General features: G+C 63.5%; 19 protein-coding genes and 1 tRNA gene. 11 read left to right on the top strand and 9 right to left on the bottom strand.

Going from position 1 to position 20,284, the window contains the following annotated elements; translation table 11 throughout:
- Positions 1–2: 2 nt before the first annotated feature.
- Positions 3–1,100 (bottom strand): tRNA (adenosine(37)-N6)-threonylcarbamoyltransferase complex transferase subunit TsaD, encoded by a 1,098-nt coding sequence (tsaD, locus tag AC6CIG_RS28125; protein WP_164866959.1) that lies wholly within the window; start codon positions 1,098–1,100, stop codon positions 3–5.
- 171 nt (positions 1,101–1,271) lie between these two features.
- On the opposite strand from tsaD, the gene hemC reads away from it, so the two are divergent.
- From hemC to AC6CIG_RS28095, 6 genes are all read left to right on the top strand, one after another.
- Positions 1,272–2,201: a hydroxymethylbilane synthase gene (gene hemC, locus AC6CIG_RS28120; protein ID WP_127710613.1), complete on the top strand. Its 930-nt coding sequence runs from the start codon at positions 1,272–1,274 to the stop codon at positions 2,199–2,201.
- A gap of 4 nt (positions 2,202–2,205) precedes the next feature.
- Positions 2,206–2,913 (top strand): uroporphyrinogen-III synthase, encoded by a 708-nt coding sequence (locus AC6CIG_RS28115; protein ID WP_100672775.1) that lies wholly within the window; start codon positions 2,206–2,208, stop codon positions 2,911–2,913.
- Positions 2,914–3,129: 216 nt separating this feature from the next.
- Positions 3,130–4,431: a COG4223 family protein gene (locus AC6CIG_RS28110; protein WP_127710611.1), complete on the top strand. Its 1,302-nt coding sequence runs from the start codon at positions 3,130–3,132 to the stop codon at positions 4,429–4,431.
- A gap of 18 nt (positions 4,432–4,449) precedes the next feature.
- Entirely contained in the window at positions 4,450–6,102 is a 1,653-nt protein-coding gene (locus AC6CIG_RS28105; RefSeq protein ID WP_127710609.1) for a heme biosynthesis protein HemY, read from the top strand.
- A 35-nt stretch (positions 6,103–6,137) separates the two neighbouring features.
- Positions 6,138–6,617, top strand: coding sequence for a tellurite resistance TerB family protein (locus tag AC6CIG_RS28100; protein WP_127710607.1), 480 nt, complete (start codon positions 6,138–6,140; stop codon positions 6,615–6,617).
- Positions 6,618–6,619: 2 nt separating this feature from the next.
- Entirely contained in the window at positions 6,620–7,393 is a 774-nt protein-coding gene (locus AC6CIG_RS28095) for a glutamine amidotransferase (RefSeq protein WP_127710605.1), read from the top strand.
- Between the two features lie 10 nt (positions 7,394–7,403).
- Here the strand turns inward: AC6CIG_RS28095 and AC6CIG_RS28090 are convergent, their stop codons facing one another.
- On the bottom strand, positions 7,404–8,651 hold the full coding sequence (locus AC6CIG_RS28090; protein ID WP_018097319.1) for an MFS transporter: 1,248 nt from the start codon (positions 8,649–8,651) through the stop codon (positions 7,404–7,406).
- 232 nt (positions 8,652–8,883) lie between these two features.
- Here AC6CIG_RS28090 and AC6CIG_RS28085 point away from each other — a divergent pair, with 232 nt between their 5' ends.
- On the top strand, positions 8,884–9,177 hold the full coding sequence (locus AC6CIG_RS28085) for a YggT family protein (RefSeq protein ID WP_003531184.1): 294 nt from the start codon (positions 8,884–8,886) through the stop codon (positions 9,175–9,177).
- A gap of 902 nt (positions 9,178–10,079) precedes the next feature.
- Here AC6CIG_RS28085 and ppa read toward each other — a convergent pair.
- The gene (gene ppa / locus AC6CIG_RS28080; protein WP_003531185.1) at positions 10,080–10,613 is read right to left on the bottom strand and encodes an inorganic diphosphatase; all 534 of its coding nucleotides are present in this window, start codon (positions 10,611–10,613) and stop codon (positions 10,080–10,082) included.
- A gap of 157 nt (positions 10,614–10,770) precedes the next feature.
- Here ppa and AC6CIG_RS28075 point away from each other — a divergent pair, with 157 nt between their 5' ends.
- Positions 10,771–11,373 carry a hypothetical protein gene (locus AC6CIG_RS28075; protein WP_127710601.1) on the top strand — a complete coding sequence of 201 codons (603 nt, stop codon included), beginning with the start codon at positions 10,771–10,773 and terminating at the stop codon, positions 11,371–11,373.
- Between the two features lie 46 nt (positions 11,374–11,419).
- Here AC6CIG_RS28075 and AC6CIG_RS28070 read toward each other — a convergent pair whose 3' ends face one another.
- The 4 genes from AC6CIG_RS28070 to AC6CIG_RS28055 all read right to left on the bottom strand — a co-directional run bounded on the left by AC6CIG_RS28070 (position 11,420) and on the right by AC6CIG_RS28055 (position 16,626).
- A complete protein-coding gene (locus AC6CIG_RS28070) occupies positions 11,420–11,926 on the bottom strand; it encodes a GNAT family N-acetyltransferase (RefSeq protein ID WP_437412437.1) in 507 nt (168 codons plus the stop codon).
- Positions 11,927–12,157: 231 nt separating this feature from the next.
- Entirely contained in the window at positions 12,158–13,984 is a 1,827-nt protein-coding gene (typA, locus tag AC6CIG_RS28065) for a translational GTPase TypA (protein ID WP_127710597.1), read from the bottom strand.
- A 135-nt stretch (positions 13,985–14,119) separates the two neighbouring features.
- On the bottom strand, positions 14,120–15,682 hold the full coding sequence (locus AC6CIG_RS28060) for an alkaline phosphatase D family protein (protein WP_498324222.1): 1,563 nt from the start codon (positions 15,680–15,682) through the stop codon (positions 14,120–14,122).
- A 722-nt stretch (positions 15,683–16,404) separates the two neighbouring features.
- Positions 16,405–16,626, bottom strand: coding sequence for a KTSC domain-containing protein (locus AC6CIG_RS28055; RefSeq protein WP_100672766.1), 222 nt, complete (start codon positions 16,624–16,626; stop codon positions 16,405–16,407).
- Positions 16,627–16,752: 126 nt separating this feature from the next.
- Here AC6CIG_RS28055 and AC6CIG_RS28050 point away from each other — a divergent pair, with 126 nt between their 5' ends.
- The gene (locus tag AC6CIG_RS28050; RefSeq protein WP_127710592.1) at positions 16,753–18,060 is read left to right on the top strand and encodes an amidase; all 1,308 of its coding nucleotides are present in this window, start codon (positions 16,753–16,755) and stop codon (positions 18,058–18,060) included.
- A 60-nt stretch (positions 18,061–18,120) separates the two neighbouring features.
- Here the strand turns inward: AC6CIG_RS28050 and AC6CIG_RS28045 are convergent, their stop codons facing one another.
- A complete protein-coding gene (locus AC6CIG_RS28045; protein WP_018097328.1) occupies positions 18,121–18,282 on the bottom strand; it encodes a hypothetical protein in 162 nt (53 codons plus the stop codon).
- Positions 18,283–18,559: 277 nt separating this feature from the next.
- Here AC6CIG_RS28045 and AC6CIG_RS28040 point away from each other — a divergent pair, with 277 nt between their 5' ends.
- Positions 18,560–19,063 (top strand): hypothetical protein, encoded by a 504-nt coding sequence (locus AC6CIG_RS28040; RefSeq protein WP_127710590.1) that lies wholly within the window; start codon positions 18,560–18,562, stop codon positions 19,061–19,063.
- A gap of 193 nt (positions 19,064–19,256) precedes the next feature.
- On the opposite strand, the gene AC6CIG_RS28035 is transcribed toward AC6CIG_RS28040, so the two are convergent.
- Positions 19,257–19,346, bottom strand: a tRNA-Ser gene (locus tag AC6CIG_RS28035).
- 192 nt (positions 19,347–19,538) lie between these two features.
- Here AC6CIG_RS28035 and AC6CIG_RS28030 point away from each other — a divergent pair.
- Positions 19,539–20,264: a hypothetical protein gene (locus tag AC6CIG_RS28030; protein ID WP_437412439.1), complete on the top strand. Its 726-nt coding sequence runs from the start codon at positions 19,539–19,541 to the stop codon at positions 20,262–20,264.
- The last annotated feature ends 20 nt before the right edge of the window (positions 20,265–20,284 follow it).

Raw genomic sequence — 20,284 nt, 5'->3', positions numbered from 1 at the left:
CATCATGCCTTGGCGCCGCGTCTGCCGGAGCCGATCAATGCCTTGGCTTCGGAATCGAGCGGCCAGCGCGAACGCGGAGCCGCATCGAGCCCGTCCGCCGGCAGGCCCGCCGCGAGGCGCTCCGCACCGGCCCAGGCGATCATCGCGGCGTTGTCGGTGCAAAGCGAGAGCGGCGGCGCGATGAAGCGGAAGCCGTGCTCGTCGCAAAGCAACTGCAGTGTCCGGCGCAATGTCTGGTTCGCGGCAACCCCGCCGGCCACGACGAGAGCCGGTTGGTCGACGGAAGCGAAGTCCGCCCTGAACCGTTTCAAGCCGCGTCCGACCCGATCCCTGAGCGTGCGGGAAATGGCGCGCTGGAAAGAGGCACAGACGTCGGCGATATCCTGATCCGTCACCGGCTCCAGCGACTGTGCGGCCTGGCGGACGGCGGTCTTGAGGCCCGAAAAAGAAAAGTCGAGCCTGGCGTCACCGACGAGCGGCCGGGGAAAATCGAAGCGCTCCGCATTGCCGGCCTGCGCCGCCCGCTCGACGGCCGGCCCGCCCGGATAGGGAAGACCGAGCAGCTTTGCGGTCTTGTCGAAGGCCTCGCCGAGCGCATCGTCGATCGTCGTGCCCCAGCGTTCGTATTCGCCGACGCCCTTGACGAGGATCAGCTGTGTATGGCCGCCCGAGACGAGCAGCATCAGATAGGGAAATGAAAGGCCGTCGGTCAGCCGCGCCGTCAGCGCGTGACCTTCGAGGTGATTGACCGCATAGAGCGGCTTGCCGGTCGCCCGCGCGATCGCCTTGCCGGTCATCAGCCCGACGATGAGCCCGCCGATCAGGCCGGGACCGCTTGTCGCAGCGACCGCGTCGATGTCCCGGAGCGTCACGCCGGCGCGCAGGAGCGCTTCCTCGATCAGCGTGTCGAGCGCCTCGACATGGGCGCGCGCCGCGATCTCGGGAACGACGCCGCCATAGGCGCTGTGCTCTTCCAGCTGGCTCAGCACCACGTCGCCGAGAATCCGGCCGTGGCCCTCTTCGTCACGCAGCACGACCGAAGCGGCGGTTTCGTCGCAGCTTGTCTCAATGCCGAGGATGCGCAAAGGCGGGGACGTCACGTGCTATACTCAAAGATTGCGGTCGCAGTGAAAGGTGGTTACACGAAACTCAAACAGCGCCGTGCGCCTTCAGACGCACAAGGGACGCTGTAACGCTTTGAACTGCTGCATGGTTTTGTCCTGAACCGGTTCCGATCCAAGGAAGCATGCAGTAACAACGGATGGCGAAGGATGCAAACGAAACCTTTCCGCATCGGCACGCGCGGCAGCCCGCTGGCGATGGCCCAGACGCATGAAACGCGCGACCGGCTCGCCGCCGCCCATGGTCTGCCACCGGAAATGTTCGAGATCGTCATTCTTTCCACGAAGGGCGACCGGATCACCGACAGGTCGCTTGCGGAGATCGGCGGCAAGGGCCTGTTCACCGAAGAGCTCGAGGAGCAGCTTCTGTCGGGAGACCTCGACTTCGCCGTACATTCGTCCAAGGACATGCCGACGAAGCTGCCGGACGGGCTGTTCCTTTCGGCTTTCCTGCCGCGCGAGGACATCCGTGACGCCTTTGTCGGCCGCTCGGCCGAAAGGCTCGCCGATCTCCCGCAAGGCGCCACCGTCGGCTCGTCTTCGCTGCGCCGTCAGGCGCTGATCCGGCGGCTTCGGCCCGATATCGACGTGATCACCTATCGCGGACAGGTCGAGACACGCCTGCGCAAGCTTGCCGAAGGTCAGGTCGACGGCACGCTTCTGGCCTTCGCCGGCCTGAAGCGTCTCGGCATGGAGCATGTGCCGACGGAGCTGCTTGACCCGGAAGAATTTCCGCCGGCGCCGGCTCAGGGCGCGATCTGCGTCGAGGCCCGCATCGGCGACGACCGTATCAACACGCTGCTTGCGGCAATCGACGACCCCCGCACACACGAGGCGGTCTCCTGCGAGCGCGGCTTCCTGGCGACACTCGACGGCTCCTGCCGTACGCCGATCGCCGGCTACGCGCAATCGGACGGGACACATATCCGTTTTGCCGGCATGATCCTGACGCCCGACGGCACCACCTTCCACCAGATCGAAATCGACGGCAGAGCGGCAGACGCGGAAAGGCTTGGGCAGGAGGCCGGCGAGCGGATCCGCGCCAAGGCGGGGCCGGGTTTCTTCTCGACCTGGAGCTGATCCGATGCGCGTGCTCGTGACCCGGCCACGCCCGGCCGCTGAAAGGACGGCGGCAAGGCTCAGCGCCATGGGTCATGAAGCGGTCATCCTGCCGCTTATGCAGGCGCAGCATCTCGCCGGCGCGGTTCGGGCAGCATTGAGCGAGCCCCACCAGGCGATCGCCGTCACCAGTGGGGAGGCGGTCCGCGTCCTCGGTGCGCTCGGTCCGGCGCTTGAGCCACACCTTGCAACACCGCTCTTTGCAGTCGGCGAAGCGACGGCGCGCGCCGCGGGCGATCTCGGATTTACCGACATCCGCATCGGACCGGGAACCGGCGAGGGGCTCGCCGAGACGGTCGCTGCCCTTCTCCCCCCCGGCGAAATGCTGGTCTATCTCGCGGGTTCACCGCGGACCGAGGGTTTCGAACGGGCATTGCACCAACGGCGAATCGAGCACAGGACCGCCGAATGCTACCGGATGGCGCCGGTCCACTATCCTGCGGAGACGCTGCCCGGGCTCCTCCGCGCGGGCCCCTTCGATGCGGTAATGCTCTATTCCCGCGAGAGCGCGCGGCGCCTGGATGCAGCATTGCGGGAGAGCGGGCTTGAACCCGCGGACCTCGCCTCGCGCTTTCTCTGCCTGAGCTGGCCGATAAGAGAGACCCTGCCGGACGGTCTTGTCTGCAGGGTCGCGGCAGCGCCCGACGAGGAAAATCTCTTTCAGCTTCTTTGAGGCCAAATCAGCAAAGTCGGCGCCGGTTTTCCGCCTGCCTTATGCACATTGCTCGGGTCATCTGGGCCATTTCCGTCAAAAAGCATGGTCTGGGGCTTTCCCTCGTCATCCTCGCTGACTAGGTTTGCGTTTAGAACGGAGGAAGGTGCGGAGCGTTCCTGCTGCAGATCCGCTCAGGCCCGACCGACAGGCAATGAAACGGTAAAAGAGGTGACCATGGCATCGGAAAAGCCGCCGCGCCGCTCGAAACCCGGGAAAGAACCGCTGACGATCGATCTCGAGGCGGAGAAGACCGAACCTGCAGCGGGCGAGGCAGCGGCCGGGCCGGATGCGGCACCGGGCAAGCCGGCGGATATTTCGACGAGCGAGGCGGCTGAAGCCGGCGAAGTGAGGACCGGCGAAGTCGAAAGCAACGAAGCCGGCATCGGCGAACCTCCTTTGCCGGCGGGCGATCCGCAAGAGGAAACAGAGACGGAGGAGGCACGCGCCGACGCGGCTGCGGCCGCCTTCGACGCGGAGCTTCCGCACGCGACCAACGGCGAACTGCCCGAGGCAAAGAGGAGACAGGCCACAGGCGCAGGTGCGCTTGCAGCCGGCATCCTCGGCGGTCTCATAGCGCTCGCCGGTGCCGGCGTGCTGCAATATGCCGGCTACGTTCCGGCGCCCGGACCGGAGCAGCCGGGTACCGAGCAGAACCTTGCCAGCGAGATCGAAGCGATCAAGGCGGAGCTTCAGGCGCAGGCCCCGGCGGCGGCGGTGGACGTCGCCCCTTTGGAAGACCGCCTCGCCGCTCTGGAACAGGCGGCCCGGGAGCCGGGCGCAGCTGCGGCGGACGCTCCCGAAATCAAGGCGCTCGAAGCGGAGGTCGCCAATCTGACGAATGAAATGGCCGCCCTGAAGACCGAGCTTGCCGAGGCTCGCCAGGCGGCGGACGCCGCCAGGGCGGAACTTGCCGGCCGTATCGGCCAGGCGGAGCAGAAGCTCAACGAGCCTGCGAACGATATCGAGATGGCGAAAGCCGTTGCCGTCACCGCGCTGAAGACGGCGATCGATCGCGGCGGGCCGTTCCTCGCCGAACTCGACGCATTGCGCAGCATCGCCCCCGAGGATCCGGTCGTCAAAGAGCTGGCCGATGTCGCCGCGACGGGGGTCCCCACACGGACGGAATTGAGGGAAAGTTTCCGGCCGGCGGCGGACGCGATGCTGGACGCGCTGCATCGGCCCGATCCCGATCAGGGCATTTTCGATCGCCTCGTCTCCAGCGCCATGTCGGGCATTCGCGTGCGGCCGGTCGGCAGCGTCGAAGGCGACACGCCGGAAGCGGTGATCGCCCGCATCGAAGACAAGCTCGACAACGGCGATCTCAAGGGCGCATCGCTCGAATGGGACAGCCTTCCCGAAGCCGCGAAATCCGCTGGCCAGGGATTCAAGGAGAAGCTCGACCGGCGGCTTGGCGTCGAAACGGTGATCGATGCCGCCGTGGCCGGCACCATGACGCGCACGGACAAGCAAGGTTAGCAGGAGAAAGAAGACCATATGATCCGGATACTGTTCTTCGTACTCCTCGTCCTTTGCCTGGCTCTCGGCTTTGCCTGGCTCGCGGATCGTCCGGGGGAATTGTCGCTGATCTGGCAGGGCCAACTGATCGAGATGAGCCTGATGCGCGCCGCCTCGATCCTGATCTCGCTCTTCGCTGCCGTTCTGATCGTCATCTGGCTGCTTCGCACGATCTGGTTGTCGCCGCACACCGTCACGCGTTACTTCCGCGCCCGCAAGCGCGACCGCGGCTATCAGGCATTGTCGACCGGCCTGATCGCGGCCGGCGCCGGCGACGCCAATCTCGCCCGCAAGATGGCCGCACGCACGCGGAACCTCATCAGCTCGGATCAGGAGCCGCTCATCCATCTGCTCGAAGCGCAGACCGCGCTGATCGAAGGCAAATACGACGACGCACGCAAGAAATTCGAGGCGATGGCGGACGACCCGGAGACGCGCGAACTCGGCCTGCGCGGGCTCTATCTGGAAGCCAAGCGCCTCGGCGCCAACGAGGCCGCGCGCCAATACGCCGAGCGTGCCTCCGAGAAGGCGCCGCACTTGCCGTGGGCGACCCTGGCAACGCTCGACCATCGCAGCCAGGCGCGCCAGTGGGACGAGGCGATCCGTCTGCTCGACCAGAGCCGCGCCGCCCATGTGCTCGAAAGGAAGGAAGCGGACCGGAAAAAGGCCGTTCTTCTGACGGCGCGGGCAATGGAAAGATTGGATGCAGACCCGAAATCCGCGCGGGACGACGCGCAGGCGGCGCTGAAGCTCGACGACCGCCTCGTGCCGGCGGCCCTCGTTGCCGCCAAGGCGCTCTTTCGCGAGGACAATCTGCGCAAGGGTGCTTCGATCCTCGAGAGGATGTGGAAATCGGATCCGCATCCGGACATTGCGCGCCTCTATGTGCGGGCGCGCGGCGGCGATTCCACCCTCGACCGTCTGAAGCGGGCGAAGAAGCTCGAATCGCTCCGCAGCAACAATGCCGTCGCACTGGCGACCGTCGCCGAGGCGGCGCTCGATGCGCGCGAGCTCGCTCTTGCCCGGTCAAAGGCAGAGGCCGCCGCCCGGCTCGAGCCGAGGGAGAGCATTTTTCTGCTGCTCGCGGATATCGAGGAGGCCGACACCGGCGACGAGGGCCGTATCCGGCACTGGATGGCGCAGGCGCTGAAGAGCCCGCGTGATCCGGCCTGGACCGCCGACGGCGTCACCTCGCCCGTCTGGCTGCCGGTCTCGCCGGTCAGCGGCAGACTCGACGCTTTCGAGTGGAAGGCTCCGCCGTCGCAGATCGCGGCGGCAACGGAGGACGGGCATCTGAACCCCGACCAGGCAATTCGCAGCCTCCCGCCAGTCGCGACGGTGCTCCGCCCCGCCGAGGAACCGGCTTCTGAACGGACGGTCGGGGCTGCCCCGCCAGCGGAGCGCGAGCAAACCGAGAGAGAACGAGCCGAGGGAGAGCGGGACGAGAAAGAACGGGTCGAGCCGGAGAAGGCGATCACCGTTCCCGACCGGAAGGAACCGGCCGCATCGCCTGCAAAGGACAAGGATGCGGAGGAGGCGCCGGATCCCTTTTTCGGACGCCCCCCGGACGATCCGGGCGTGCGCGAACCGGCGGCGGCGGAACGGACCACCGCCAACTTCCGTCTTTTCTGAACCCCGACATATCCACAGGCTGCAGGCGATAGTGCATGTTTGAACGTTTTCGCGCATTTCTGGAAGGAATGACTGGCTCGGCGCGGATTGAACTGGGGGACCCCCGCGTGGCGGTGATCGGCCTCTGCTTCCAGGTCATGGAAGCGGACGGCGCGGTCCGCAGCTCCGAGCGCCGCAAGATGCGCAAGCTCATCAAGGAGCATTACAAGCTTGACGATGCCGCTCTCAACGCCCTGGTCGCGGCCGGCGAGAGCGCCGAGAGCGAAGCGATCGATTTCTACCAGTTCACGTCGGATATAAAGCGGCACCTGCCCGAGGAGCAACGCATCGAGCTCGTCGGCATGCTGTGGGAAATCGTTTACGCGGACGGTGCGCGCAGCGAGATGGAAGATCACGTGATCTGGCGGATTGCCGACCTCCTCGGCGTTTCCGGGCGTGACCGGGTCTTGAAACGCCAGGAAGCAGCCGCCAAGATCGACATGGTGGAGGAAAACGAGGCGCAACAGGAAAGCTGACGATGCCGCCAGAGGTCCCAGACACCCAAAGAGACCCCAAGAGACCCATCCTCATCGTGCTTCACCAGGAGCGCTCGAGCGCCGGCCGTGTCGGCCACATTCTCGAGCGGAAGGGCTTTACGCTCGACATCCGCCGTCCCGCGCTCGGCGACGAGCTGCCGCCCACGCTGGAAGCGCATTCGGGGACGATCATCTTCGGCGGACCGATGAGCGCCAATGACGAGGAGGAGTTCGTACGGCGCGAAATCGACTGGCTGTCCGTGCCGCTTCTGGAAAACAAGCCCTATCTCGGAATCTGCCTCGGGGCGCAGATGCTGGCCCGAAATCTCGGCGGCAAGGTCGCAGCCCATCACGAAGGCATCACCGAGATCGGCTGGTATCCCCTGAGAGCCACGCAGGCCGGCAAGGCCCTGATGGACTGGCCGGCGATGGTCTATCACTTCCACCGCGAAGGCTTCGACCTGCCGAAGGGCGCCGAATTGCTGGCAACCGGCGATACCTACCCCAACCAGGCCTTCCGCTACGGCGAAAATGCCTGGGGCATCCAGTTCCACGGCGAGCTGACGCGGGCGATGATGCATCGCTGGGTGGTGCACGGCGCCCATCGCTTCGAGCTCCCCGGTGCCCAGCTGGGCAAAGCGCATCTGGAGGGCCGCATGCTGCACGACCATCCCTTGCGGACATGGATGGAGAATTTTCTGGAGCTGATTTTTATGGAGGGCGGGGCTGCAAGAGGGCGCGATCGCGGCGTGCAGCGGCAATTGCCCGCTTCCTGACCCCTCCCGATCACCCCCTCCGCTGCGCCTCCGGCACATCCAGCGTGTCGATCCGGCGCAATTGCGGAAAGCCGAGTGCCCACAGCAGCGACACGAAAAGCGTGCCTGCGCCGCCGAAGACGACCGCGAAGACCGCGCCGAAGCCGGACGCCATCATGCCGGCGCGGAACTCGCCGAGCTCGTTGGAAGCACCGACGAACACCATGTTGACGGCGTTCACGCGGCCGCGCAGCTCATCCGGGGTCCAGAGCGTGATCAGGATCTCGCGCACATAGACCGAGATCATGTCGGAAGCGCCCATGACGACGAGCGCGGCGATCGATATCCAGGGCGTCGCCGAAAGGCCGAAAACGACCGTCGCGAGGCCGAAAAGGGCGACGCCGACGAACATATAGAGACCGGCCCGATTGCGGATCGGGTGGGCGGCCAGCCACACCGCCATGCCGACCGCACCGACACCGGGTGCGGCCCGCAGGAGGCCGAGGCCCCACGGCCCGAGCGTCAGGACGTCCCGCGCGAAGACCGGCATGAGCGCGACGGCGCCGCCGAGCAGCACGGCGAAGAGATCGAGCGAGATCGCCCCCAGCACGATCTTCTCGGCCTTGATGTAGCGGAAACCCGCGGTAATCGTCTGCCAGCTTGCGGCCGACGGCGGGGAGCGCCTCGCGGGCTTCGGCACGGCGAAGACCATCAGGGCGCCGGCAGCGAAGAAGCCGAGGCTGACCGCATAGGGCACGGTCGGGCCGAATCCGTAGAGGAGCCCACCAGCCACCGGGCCGACGATCATCGCCGTCTGCCAGGAGGTCGAGTTCCAGGCGATTGCATTGGGCAGGTCTTCCGCAGGCACCAGATTGGGCGCCAGAGACTGGGAAGCGGGGCCCAGAAAGGCCCGCTCTATGCCGAAGACGACAAGGATCGCGTAAACCGGCCAGGGTGAAAACAGCCCCGTCACCGTCAAAAGGAGAAGTGCTGCGCCGCAGAGCGTGCTGACCAGCATGCAGATGCCCATGATCGCCCGGCGATTGTAGCGATCCGCCACGCTGCCCGTCACGAGAATGAGGGCGAGGGAGGGCAGGAACTGGAAAAGGCCGATGAGACCGAGCGAGAAAGGATCCCGCGTCAGATCGTAGATCTGCCAGCCGACGGCCACGGACATGATCTGGACGGCGAAATAGGCGAGCAGGCGGGAGAAGAAATAACGCCGGTAGCCGACATGCCTGAAGGCGGCGAAGCGGTGCGCGGCATGGACGGCCGACATGCTGGAATGCTCCTGCTGCAGGCTCCTGATATCGTCGCCGATCGACCAGCGGGAGCGTGCGGAAATTGAATCCTGCAGCGATCCTTGCGCATCGGAAGACCGCTGAGCACTGCAGGGAAGGGAAGAAAGGCGCGCTCCGTGCCATTAACATCATCGCGCGAGACGGGCCGGCGTACTTGCTCGTTTAGTTCCTAATGTCTACATGTCTGTCAACAACGAATTGGAGACTGGCATGCTTGCTGTCATCGGCACCTTGAATTTCATCATCAACATTGCGTGGTTTCTGATCATCGCCTCGGCCATCTTCTCCTGGCTCTATGCGTTCAACGTGATCAACGTGAACAATCAGGCGATCAACATGATCGGCCGCTCGCTCTATCAGTTGACCGAACCGCTCTACCGGCCGATCCGGCGCGTGCTGCCCGACATGGGCGGCGTCGACCTTTCGCCGCTCGTCGTGCTGGTGATCCTCTATTTCATCCAGCTCTTCCTGAACACCACCATCGCTCCTGCGCTGCTGCGCTAAGGCGATGTCGGCACGCATGGCGATGCGCTTGAATTCCTTCGTGCGCCACTGAACGTTTCCTTTGATCGTAGCCATTCAAAGGACAAAAACATGCAGCAGCTCAAAGTGCTGCAGCGACCTGCGCGTCTCCTAAGACGCGCGGCGCTCTAGGAAACGTATCGGAAACTGCAATCTCTCCTTTTTCCTTATCCCTGTGCTCGACACAGGGATGAGAGCAGCGCAGCGTCCGCAGCGCGGGAAGCGTTCTTTCAGCCCAAGGACTTGGTCTGGCTGGATTTCTGTGACAAGCACAGGAATGAGGAGATCAAACAAGCGGCGGCGGCTGGCCCGAATCTCAACAGGCCTCAGGAGGTATCGGAGGACTGGAACCTCTCCTCCGTCCTCATCTTGTGCTCGTCACAGGGTTCCATCAGCGCCGCGTCTGCGGCGCGGAAGGAGTTCTTTCAGCCCAAGGACTTGGTCTGGCTGGATTCCTGTGACAAGCACAGGAATGAGGAGATCAAACAAGCGGCGGCGGGTGGCCCGAATTTCAACAGGCCTCAGGAAGGTATCGGAGGACTGCAATCTCTCCTCCCCTCATCCCTGTGCTCGTCACAGGGATCCAGCAGCGCCGCGTCTGCGGCGCGGGAAGAGCTCTTTCAGCCCAAGGACTTGGTCTGGCTGGATTCCTGTGACAAGCACAGGAATGAGGAGATCAAACAGGCGGCGGCGACGGGCCCGGATCTCAACACGCCCCAGAGCAGGGATGAGGAAAAGTTTGTGCGGTTTCGCCCCCGTCGCGCGCGTCGACCTATTCGAGAGTTTACGGCGACCCGACCTAAGATCGTCCTGATCCAAGCGCAAAAAACCTCCGGGTCGAGGTCGACCCGGAGGTTTTCAGTTTCGGAGAAACAGCGAAACGATTATTTCTTCGTCTTGGCGCGCTCGACCGCTTCCCGGATCAGCTGCTTGGCCATGCTGGCATCCTTCCAGCCGAAGATCTTCACCCACTTGCCGGGTTCCAGATCCTTGTAGTGCTCGAAGAAATGCTCGATCTGCTTGAGGGTGATTTCCGGCAGGTCGGTGTAATCGTGCACCTTGTCGTAGCGCTTGGTCAGATGGGCGGAGGGAACCGCTATGATCTTTTCGTCCTGACCGGAATTGTCTTCCATCATCATCACGCCGATGGGGCGGACATTGATGACGCAGCCCGGAACCAGCGGACGGGTATTGCAGATCAGCACGTCGATCGGATCGCCGTCGTCGGAAAGCGTGTGCGGCACGAAGCCGTAATTGCCCGGATAGGTCATCGGCGTGTAGAGGAAGCGATCGACCACCAGCGTGCCGGCCTCCTTGTCCATTTCGTATTTGATCGGATGCCCGCCGACCGGGACTTCCACGATTACATTGACATCTTCCGGTGGATTCTTTCCGATGGAAATCGCGTCGATCCGCATGAGCACCTCCAGGGGTCGTTTGAAAAGTCGTCCCGTCGGATAAAGGGAAACATGCCGCGATGCAACATGACTTTGGTTCCGGGCGGGCGGATTTGCTCTAGGCACGCCACGCGGCTAAAAAGGGGCGGGGCTGATATTTATCTTCGCAGGAGAGACAATGCGCCCGAAACTTCGCTGTTTTCTTTCCGCCGCCCTGATCTCTGCGCCTGCACTTGCCAATGACAGCGTCTACACAGACGCCAGCCGCGACAAGTGCCGGCTCCTGCGCGAGTGGGAAGGCGCCTCGTCGCAGAGCCTTTGTCCCGGGATAGGTGACTATCCCGTCCATTTCATCGAGAGCGATATCCGCCAGAGCTTCTTCTTCGGCCATGTCAGGCAAAGCTATCTGGAGAACGGCTTCGAGAGTTTCGGTCCCTTCAACCATGCCGAAACCACCGTCGAATGGCGCCTCGACGACAGCAGGAAGCCGGTCGCCGCCATCCTGCGCTGGATCATCGAGAACCCGGATCCGCAGACGGACAGGAGCACGAAGGCGTTCCAGGGACAGGTTCTGGTGATTTCGAAGGTCGCGCAGAAGGAGGACGGCGACGGCTGCGTCGTCGGCTATGTCGACGCGCTCGCCAATGCCGATGCGAACACGCTGGCCCGCAGGATAGCCGACGAAGAAGCCGCAAGCTTCCGCTGCGGCACGGACCAGGCATCCTATCACGGAAACCGCGGCGAGAAGGCGGGAGAACCCATGCACTTCCTGCCGAAATGAGGCTATCCTAAACGCCCGGACCGATGACAGCGCTTGGCGGCACTCCTCAACTCCAGACGAAGCCGACCTTCTTCAGGTGTTTCTCGCCGAAATCCTCCATCCCTTCGGCAATATCGCGACCGCCTGCCGAATGGAAGAAATTACAGGCGTTCGCGCTGTCTTCCAGGCACCAGACGACCAGCCCTTCGCAGCCGAGCGATTTCAGAAGGCTCTTTGCTTCGCCGAAGAGGACACGCCCGAGGCCGATGCCCTGATATTCCGGCCTCAGATATATCTCGTAGATTTCGCCTTCCTGCGGCAGCGCCCGAGCCCGGCTCAGGCCCAGCGTCGCATAGCCGGCTATCGTGCCGGCGACGTCGACGACGAGAAGGGTCGCCGGTCCGCGCGTGGCCTTGCGCCACCAGGTCTCGTCGCGGCGATGGACCATTCGGACAAGGGGGCGGTGCGGGATGATGCCGCCATAGGCCTGCAACCAGGAAACGCGATGCACGTCGGCGATTGCCGCCGCCTCATGCGGCTCCCCAGGCCGAACCTCGATCGAAACAGTCTTCATGACTTGCGACTCTAAACACACGACGCGGCGGACAGGAATCCCGCCGGACTGTCGCGCGGCGTTAACCCACAGGCAACTTTAACGGCACCTGCCCCAAGGTTAACGCCTTTTTAACTTTATCCGCAAGCCGCCCGCGAAAGGCACACACAGCAAAAACCCCGGATCGCTCCGGGGTTCGTAAGATCGACGAAATCAGAAGGGTCGGACTCGCCCTCTCCTCGGGTCCAGCCCTTAAGCCGCGCCGGCAGTCCGCGACTTCTCGAAGCGCTTGCGCTCGTTCGGATCGAGATGCATCTTGCGGAGCCGGATCGACTTCGGCGTGACCTCGACCAGTTCGTCGTCCTGGATCCATGACAACGCCCGGTCGAGCGTCATGCGGATCGGCGGCGTCAGCTTTACCGCCTCGTCCTTGCCGGACGCGCGCATGTTGGTGAGCTTCTTGCCCTTGAGGACGTTGACTTCCAGATCGTTGTCGCGCGTGTGGATGCCGATGATCATGCCGGCATAGACCTTTTCACCTGCGTCGATGATCATCGGGCCACGATCTTCAAGGTTGAACATCGCATAGGCCACGGATTCGCCGGCGTCGTTCGAGAGCAGAACACCGTTCACCCGGCCGCCGATCTCACCCTTGTAGGGCTGATAGTCGTGGAACAGACGGTTCATGATCGCCGTGCCGCGCGTATCGGTCAGAAGCTCGGACTGATAGCCGATGAGACCGCGGGTCGGCGCGAAAAACACCAGCCGCACGCGGTTGCCGCCGGACGGACGAAGCTCGGCCATTTCGGCCTTGCGTTCGGACATTTTCTGGACGACGACGCCCGAATGCTCCTCGTCGACGTCGATGACGACCTCTTCGATCGGCTCCAGAAGCTGCCCGTTCTCATCCTTGTGCATGACCACTCGCGGACGCGAGACGGCGAGCTCGAAGCCCTCGCGGCGCATCGTTTCGATCAGGACCGCGAGCTGCAGTTCGCCTCGGCCCGACACGTAGAACGAATCCTTCTCGGACGATTCCTCGATCTTCAACGCGACGTTGCCCTCGGCCTCCTTGAACAGACGGTCGCGGATGACGCGCGAAGTGACCTTGTCGCCTTCGGTGCCGGCAAGCGGAGAATCGTTGACGAGGAAGGACATGGTGACGGTCGGCGGATCGATCGGCTGCGCCTTCAGCGGCTCGTTGACGGCCGGATCACAGAACGTGTCGGCGACGGTACCCTTGGAGAGGCCGGCGATCGCCACGATGTCGCCCGCATGGGCTTCCTCGATCGGCTGACGCTCGATGCCGCGGAATGCAAGAATCTTGGAGATGCGTCCGGATTCGAGCACCTTGCCGTCCTGCCCGAGGACCTTGACCGCCTGGTTCGGCTTGATCGAACCGGAATGAATGCGCCCGGTGATGATGCGGCCGAGGAAGGGATTGGCTTCCAGAATGGTGCCGATCATCCGGAACGGACCTTCGCCGACGCTCGGCTCCGGAACGTGATCGAGAACGAGATCGAGGAGCGGTGCCAGGCCCTGATCCTGTGGTCCTTCCGGCGCGACGTTCATCCAGCCGTTACGGCCGGAACCGTAGAGAATCGGGAAATCGAGCTGCTCATCGGTCGCGTCCAGCGCCGCGAAGAGATCGAATACCTCGTTGATGACTTCCTCGTGACGGGCATCGGGACGATCGATCTTGTTGATCGCCACGATCGGCCGAAGACCGACCTTGAGGGCCTTGCCCACGACGAATTTCGTCTGCGGCATCGGGCCTTCGGCGGCGTCGACCAGAACGATGGCGCCGTCCACCATCGACAGAATGCGCTCGACTTCACCGCCGAAGTCGGCGTGGCCGGGGGTATCGACGATATTGATGCGCGTACCCTTCCACTCGACCGAAGTCGCCTTGGCGAGGATGGTGATGCCGCGTTCCTTTTCCAGTTCGTTGGAATCCATCATGCGCTCGGCGACGCGCTGGTTTTCGCGGAAGGAGCCCGACTGCTTCAGGAGTTCGTCGACGAGCGTGGTTTTCCCATGGTCGACGTGCGCGATGATCGCGATGTTGCGAATGCTCATTTTTTGTCTCGGAAAGTTCGTGGGCACGCGCGACGAGGCAGGTACCGCTTTTCAGTTGCCGCGCTCATACAGGTTTTTTCCCGGAAGCGAAAGGGGGCCGGCGCGCAGGGCTGACCTGCGTGAGGCGCCGCCGGCTCAAACGGACACCGCCGGATTGAGGATCACCCGCCAGAGTTCCCGATCCTGCCGGTCCATCAGCCGCACCGTCATCTGCCGCGTCTGGCCGCTGATATCGACGATGCCGAAGAATTGCAGGCCCGCCGACGGCGGCAGGTTGCTGTCGATTCCTCCGCCCGACGCCTTGATGAAGCGAACCTCGGGACCGAAGGTCATGTCGAGCTCCTTCGGTCCGTAGGTGCCGGAATGAAGCGGCCCGGAGACGAACTCCCAGAACGGCGAGAAGTCCTTGAAGGCGGCCCGCGAGGGATCGTAGTGATGCGCCGCCGTGTAATGCACGTCCGCCGTCAGCCAGACGATGTTCTCGATCGCGTTGTCGCGGACGAAGCGCAGGAGATCCGCAAATTCCGTCTCGCGCCCCTTCGGCGCGCCATTGTCGCCATCGGCGATGGCATCCGATCCGCGCCTTGCCGAATAGTCGTCCCAGACGATGAGACCGATCGGCATGTCGCAGGCGATCACCTTCCAGGTGGCACTGGACACCGCAAGCTCGCGCTTCAGCCAGTCCGCCTGCCGCCAGCCGAAGAGGTCGCCACCCCCCTCGCCCTGGTTGGGGCCGCGATAAGAGCGCAGATCGACGAAGAAGACGTCGAGCAGCGGACCATAGGCGATCTTGCGGAAGATGCGGCCGGGCTCCGTCGGCAGCGTGCGGATCGCCGTCATCTCGTGGAAGGCGCGGGCTGCGCGGGCGGCATAGACGGCGACATCCTTCTCTGGATAGCGCGGATCGTCGCTGAGATCGGTCGAGGCCGACCAGTTGTTCAGGACCTCGTGGTCGTCCCACTGATAGAAGGTGGGACATTCGGCATGGAGCCTCCGCACATGCTCGTCGAGCAGGTTGTACTTCCACTGGCCGCGATATTCCTCGAGCGTGCGCGCGACGTCGCGCTTCTCGGGCGTGACGATCCGGTTCTTCCACATGCCGCCGTCGCGCAGCCTGATCTCGTCGGGGATGGGGTTGTCGGCATAGATCGTGTCGCCGGAATGAATGAAGAAATCCGGCTCGTGCAGCCGGATGGTCGAATAGGTCTTCATGCCGATCTCGTCGATGCCCCAACCCTGCCCCGCCGTGTCGCCGGACCAGACGAAGCGCACGGAGCGGCGCCGCAAGGGAGCCGTCCGGAAGCGCCCGACGACCGGTTCGGAGACGCGATTGGCGTCGTAGAGATCGGTCGCGACGAAGCGATAGAAAATGTCCTGGTCCGGCAGCAGCTTGTCGAGCCGGCACTTGACGGCGCAGTCCGTCAGCGGCGTCGCATCGATATCGGCAAGCCTGACGGCATTCGAAAAGCTCTCGGTGGTCGAATATTCGACGGAAACGCGCGCCGGCCGATCGACCCGCGTCCAGACCATCCCCGAGCCCGTATCGACATCGCCGGACTGCACCCCATGGGCGAATTCCGGCCGCCCGTAGCCGCGCGCATAGAATGGCGTGGCGAGACCGGAAGAAGCGACAAGACCGGCGGCGCCGGCAGAGAAGAGGAAAGAACGCCTGGTGAGGGTGTTTCGAAGAGCGGCCAATCCCTGCCTCCGGTTCCGTTTCGCGAATCGTCGGTTCTCGCGAGCGGACCATTGGCCAGCCGGATGTCAGCGGCTTTACAGACGGATGAAACTATTCGGACTGTTTGGCGACAGTTCTGTGAAACGGGCGCGGGCCACCCGCCGCCGCTTGTTCGATTTCCTCATTCCTGTGCTTGTCACAGGAATCCAGCCAGACCAAGTCCTTGGGCTGAAAGAGCTCTTCCCGCGCCGCAGACGCGGCGCTGCTTGCATCTCTGTGACAAGCACAGAGATGCGGAAGAAGGAGAGATTTCAGTCCTCCGATACCTTCTTAAGGCCTGTTGAGATTCGGGCCACGCGCCGCCGCTTGTTTGATTTCCTCATTCCTGTGCTCGTCACAGGAATCCAGCCAGGCCAAGCCCTTGGGCTGAAAGAACGCTTCCCGCGCCGCAGACGCGGCGCCGCTCTCATCTCTGTGACGAGCACAGAGATGACGAAGGAGGAGAGATTGCAGTCCTCCGATACCTTCCTGAGGCCTGTTGAGAATCGCGCCACCCGCCGCTTGTTTGATTCCCTCATTCCTGTGCTTGTCACAGGAATCCAGCCAGACCAAGTCCTTGGGCTGAAAGAACGCTTCCCGCGCCGCAGACGCGGCGCCGCTCTCATCTCTGTGACGAGCAGAGAGATGACGAAGGAGGAGAGATTGCAGTCCTCCGAAATGAATCTCAGTAATGAAACAGGCCTTAATGCAGGAACCCGTAGTGATGGCGGATGTGCTGATTGAAATAGTTGCCGGCGGAATCCGCATGCAACAGTTCCTCGTAAACCTCTTCCGGAACGTCGAGGTAGTGATAGGGCCTGCGGTTGCCGAGGAACCAGACGCTCAACGTCCGGCGCGGCGCATCGTATCTGACCTCGTGGATGGCGGAGGAGTCGAGGATTGCGGAGGATCGTAGAATTCGCATCGGCGTCTTCCCGATTGCTTGTCGCTATCGCCCCCTATTGTACATCAATCGTGCGATCCTTTAAATATTGGAGCGCTTCCAAGGACTTCCATCCGGACTTGGGCCGCAATTCACGAGGTTCCTTCCTTGCCCCCCTCAGATATGCCGTCCCGCGACCGCCTCGAAACCGTTCTCGCCCGACTTGACGGGCGGCGGAACGATGAACGCGTTTTTGTAAAGCTCTATCGGGAGCGAGCCCGCGCGGAAGCGGACGCTGCCGACGGGAGGCGGCGCGAGGGCACGAGCCTCGGGCCCCTCGACGGGCGGATCGTCTCCATCAAGGACCTCTTCGACATCGCCGGCGAGCCGACGCTTGCGGGCTCCATCATCCGCCGCGCGGCGCCTCCGGCAACAGCGGACGCGGCGATCGTCCGGCGTCTCCGCGCGGCCGGCGCCGTCATCATCGGCAAGTCTCACATGACGGAATTCGCGTTTACGGCCGTCGGCCTCAATCCGCATTACCCGGTGCCCGGCAACGCCGTCGACCCGAGCCTCATTCCCGGCGGTTCCTCCTCGGGTGCCGCTGTCTCGGCGGCGGAGGGCACGAGCGAGATCGCCATCGGCTCCGACAGCGGCGGCTCGGTGCGCATTCCGGCCGCCCTGCAGGGCCTGGTCGGCTTCAAGCCCACCGCCCGCCGCGTATCTCTGGAGGGCGCATTTCCCCTGTCCCCCAGCCTCGATTCGATCGGCCCGCTTGCGCGCACGGTCGCCGATTGCGCGGCCGCCGACGCGGTCATGGCCGGCGAGACGCCGAGGCCGCTCGAGCCCGTGCCGCTCGCCGGCCTGAAGCTCGGCATCCCCGAAGGCGCCCTTCTCCAAGGGCTTGCGCCGGAGATTGCGGCGGCTTTCGAAAGGAGCCTGCAGGCACTCTCCCGTGCGGGTGCGAAACTCGCCGCATGCAGGATCGACGATCTGCTTGCCCGCTTCGCCGAGGCAACCGCGATCGGCTCGCTCGCCGGCCTCGAGGCAAGCCGTGTGCACGCGGGCTGGCTCCTGGACGACAATGCGCCGGTCGACATCCGCGTAAAATCCACATTGCGCCGCCGCCTCACGGTCCCCGACGCCGCGATCCAGGACCTGCTGCGGACGCGGCAAGAGCTCATGCGCGCCATGGACGAGCGGCTGGCACCCTTCGATCTCACGCTGCTGCCGACCACACCCATCCCCGCCGTCAGCATCGCCTCGGTCGAAGAGGACAGGAGGGAATACCGCCGCGTGGAGTACCTGCTGCTGCGCAACACTCAGGTTGCCAACCAGTTCGACCTGACCGCAATAACCCTGCCGATGGCGGGCTCGAGCCGGCCGGCAGGGCTGATGCTGATGGGCCGGCACGGCGCGGACGCGATGCTGCTTGGCGCTGCGGCCGCAATGGAGGGTCTGCTCCAGAAGGGGTGAACGGCTTCGCTTTCCCCTCGCGCGGGATGGCCGTTCGCGTGCAGGCTTACCGGCGATGCCTCAATGCATCGACCGGCTCGACCATTCCTCATTGAGAATCCGAAATGCGTCTTCGAGCGCAGCGACCAGCACGTCGGTCAGCTCGCCGCCGTCATTGTTCATGAGGTACAGGGCCACGGTCGCATCCTGCGGGTCGCCGTAGCGCTCAACATCGTCAGACATCGAATCGTCCTTCCTTCGCCGCATGCATTACGGCTGTCGGGCGACGTTAGAAAGGCTGACTTGTGCAGAACTGGACGGAGACCGGCTTTCAAACCAAGGTTCGGCGGGCACCGGAAATTTCGCTCGCCCTCATTTTCCCGGCGCGCTGGAGCGCTTCCAGGAAAGTGTGTAACGGTTTTCCGTCCGAAACTGCGTTGGATCCGTTAGAGCATTTCAGTGTTTCTATGAAACGGTGAAATGCTCTAGACCGCCCGGGAGTGTCACAAGCGGAGCCGAGATGGCGAAGAAAACCAAAGGCGACGACGCCCCCTACCTGCACCGCCTCAAGGCCGAATTTCCGGAAATCCACGCCGCGCTTGCCACCGGCAAAATCCCGTCGCTGCGCCAGGCGCTGGTCCTCGCCGGCCTGAAGCCGGAGCGCAGCCGTCTGGAGAAGCTCAAGAACTCCTGGGCGAAGGCAAGCGATGCCGAACGTGCAAGCTTTCTCGCCTGGCTCGTCTCCAAAGGCGCGCTGCCGGCGCCCGCCGCCGCCCCGCTGGAAGCCGGCCCGCAGCCCGCCGGAACCCCGATCGCCAGCGGCCGCTACCTGCTTCCCTCAACAATTGCCGGGATCAGAACGATAATGACCCGGCGCGGGCTGAAACCTGCCGACGTCATGGCCGAAATGGGCTTCCCGCCCGACGGCCGCCCGCTTGCCCGGGCGTTGACGCGCAACGCCAGTTTGAGGCTGTCGGTGATCGCGGGATTGGAGGCGTGGCTCAGCAGGAATGCGGGGGAGTGATGCTGAGGGGATGGATGAGGGCGCTTCGATGTTTGTGCTCACAGAATCAGACCGGGTTGAGATCCGCCTCTCGGGCTTGGTGAAGCCTACGACGGATGCAAAACCGGTGCGCAATTTCACCCCGCCTCATAAGATCGAGCGTGCCGGGAGTTATGGCAACGATGAAAAATTCGGAAATACGCAGTAAGGCATCTGGCGGAGAGGGGGGGATTCGAACCCCCGATGGGCTTGCACCCATGCCGCATTTCGAGTGCGGTGCATTCAACCACTCTGCCACCTCTCCGCGGGGCCGGTTGGCGCTTGTTCAGCGCGGCCGGTTCATAGCGGGAGAAAGATCCACCTCTGATGGAACCGGAAGGCTGGTGACAGAGACCCGGCGCAACGACTGTGGCCGGCATGTGCCGGTCGGGGAATCGAGCTAGACTTCGCGGACTAGCAGAGTAGAACGGCTCTCGGACACACGGAGGGATCGTCCATGGTGTTGCCGACCAACAGTTACAGCTTGGATTTGCCAGAGCGTTGCCTCGACCTGTTTTCAGCCCTCCTTCCGTTCGTTGAACAGCATGGGCAACTGGCAAGTCGCTACGGTGGGCGACTAACAACGACCCTGACGCTGGCGATGGCGGTGCCTATGCTGACTCTACCCATCGAGCGCATCGAAAGACAGCTCCAGAACGCGGAGGGTTATGCGGACGATCGTGTGGTTGCTAGGCGGCTTGTCGAGAAGATTGAGGCCGCTGTTCTTGGCAAGAGACTGAGCGACCACCCAATTTTTGCAGATCTGGATTGGTCGTTCATGCAATCGGTCGCGCCGTTCAACATCGCTCGCGGTCTGCCAGAAGAGATTGCCGAACACCTCGATACCCGGATAGCTAGGAGTTCTGCAAAGGAACTTCAGTTCACGACCTTTCTGAGCTGCCTTCGCAACGGGCTATCTCATGGCGGCATTCTTTACCTGAACGAGCACGGCCAGACGACCGGAGGTGAGGCTCGCATGTTCTGTTTTGTCAGCGCGCGACAGGACCGCACCCAACCTAAGTGCGACAAGCGCGATGGTCGCTGCCCCACCGTCGTTCCCCGAACACGAGATCTCCGTCTCCTACGTATCAGCGAAGTCAGATTCCGCGAATTTCTCTTCAGATGGGTTCACTGGCTAAAGGAAGCCGGCCTTGAGAACCTCGCGGCCGAAGAAGCAAAATAAAAAACTACCGAAAGCTGAGC

Source organism: Sinorhizobium sp. GQ132 (genome assembly GCF_059758575.1).
This window is presented reverse-complemented; position numbering and strand designations above follow the sequence as displayed.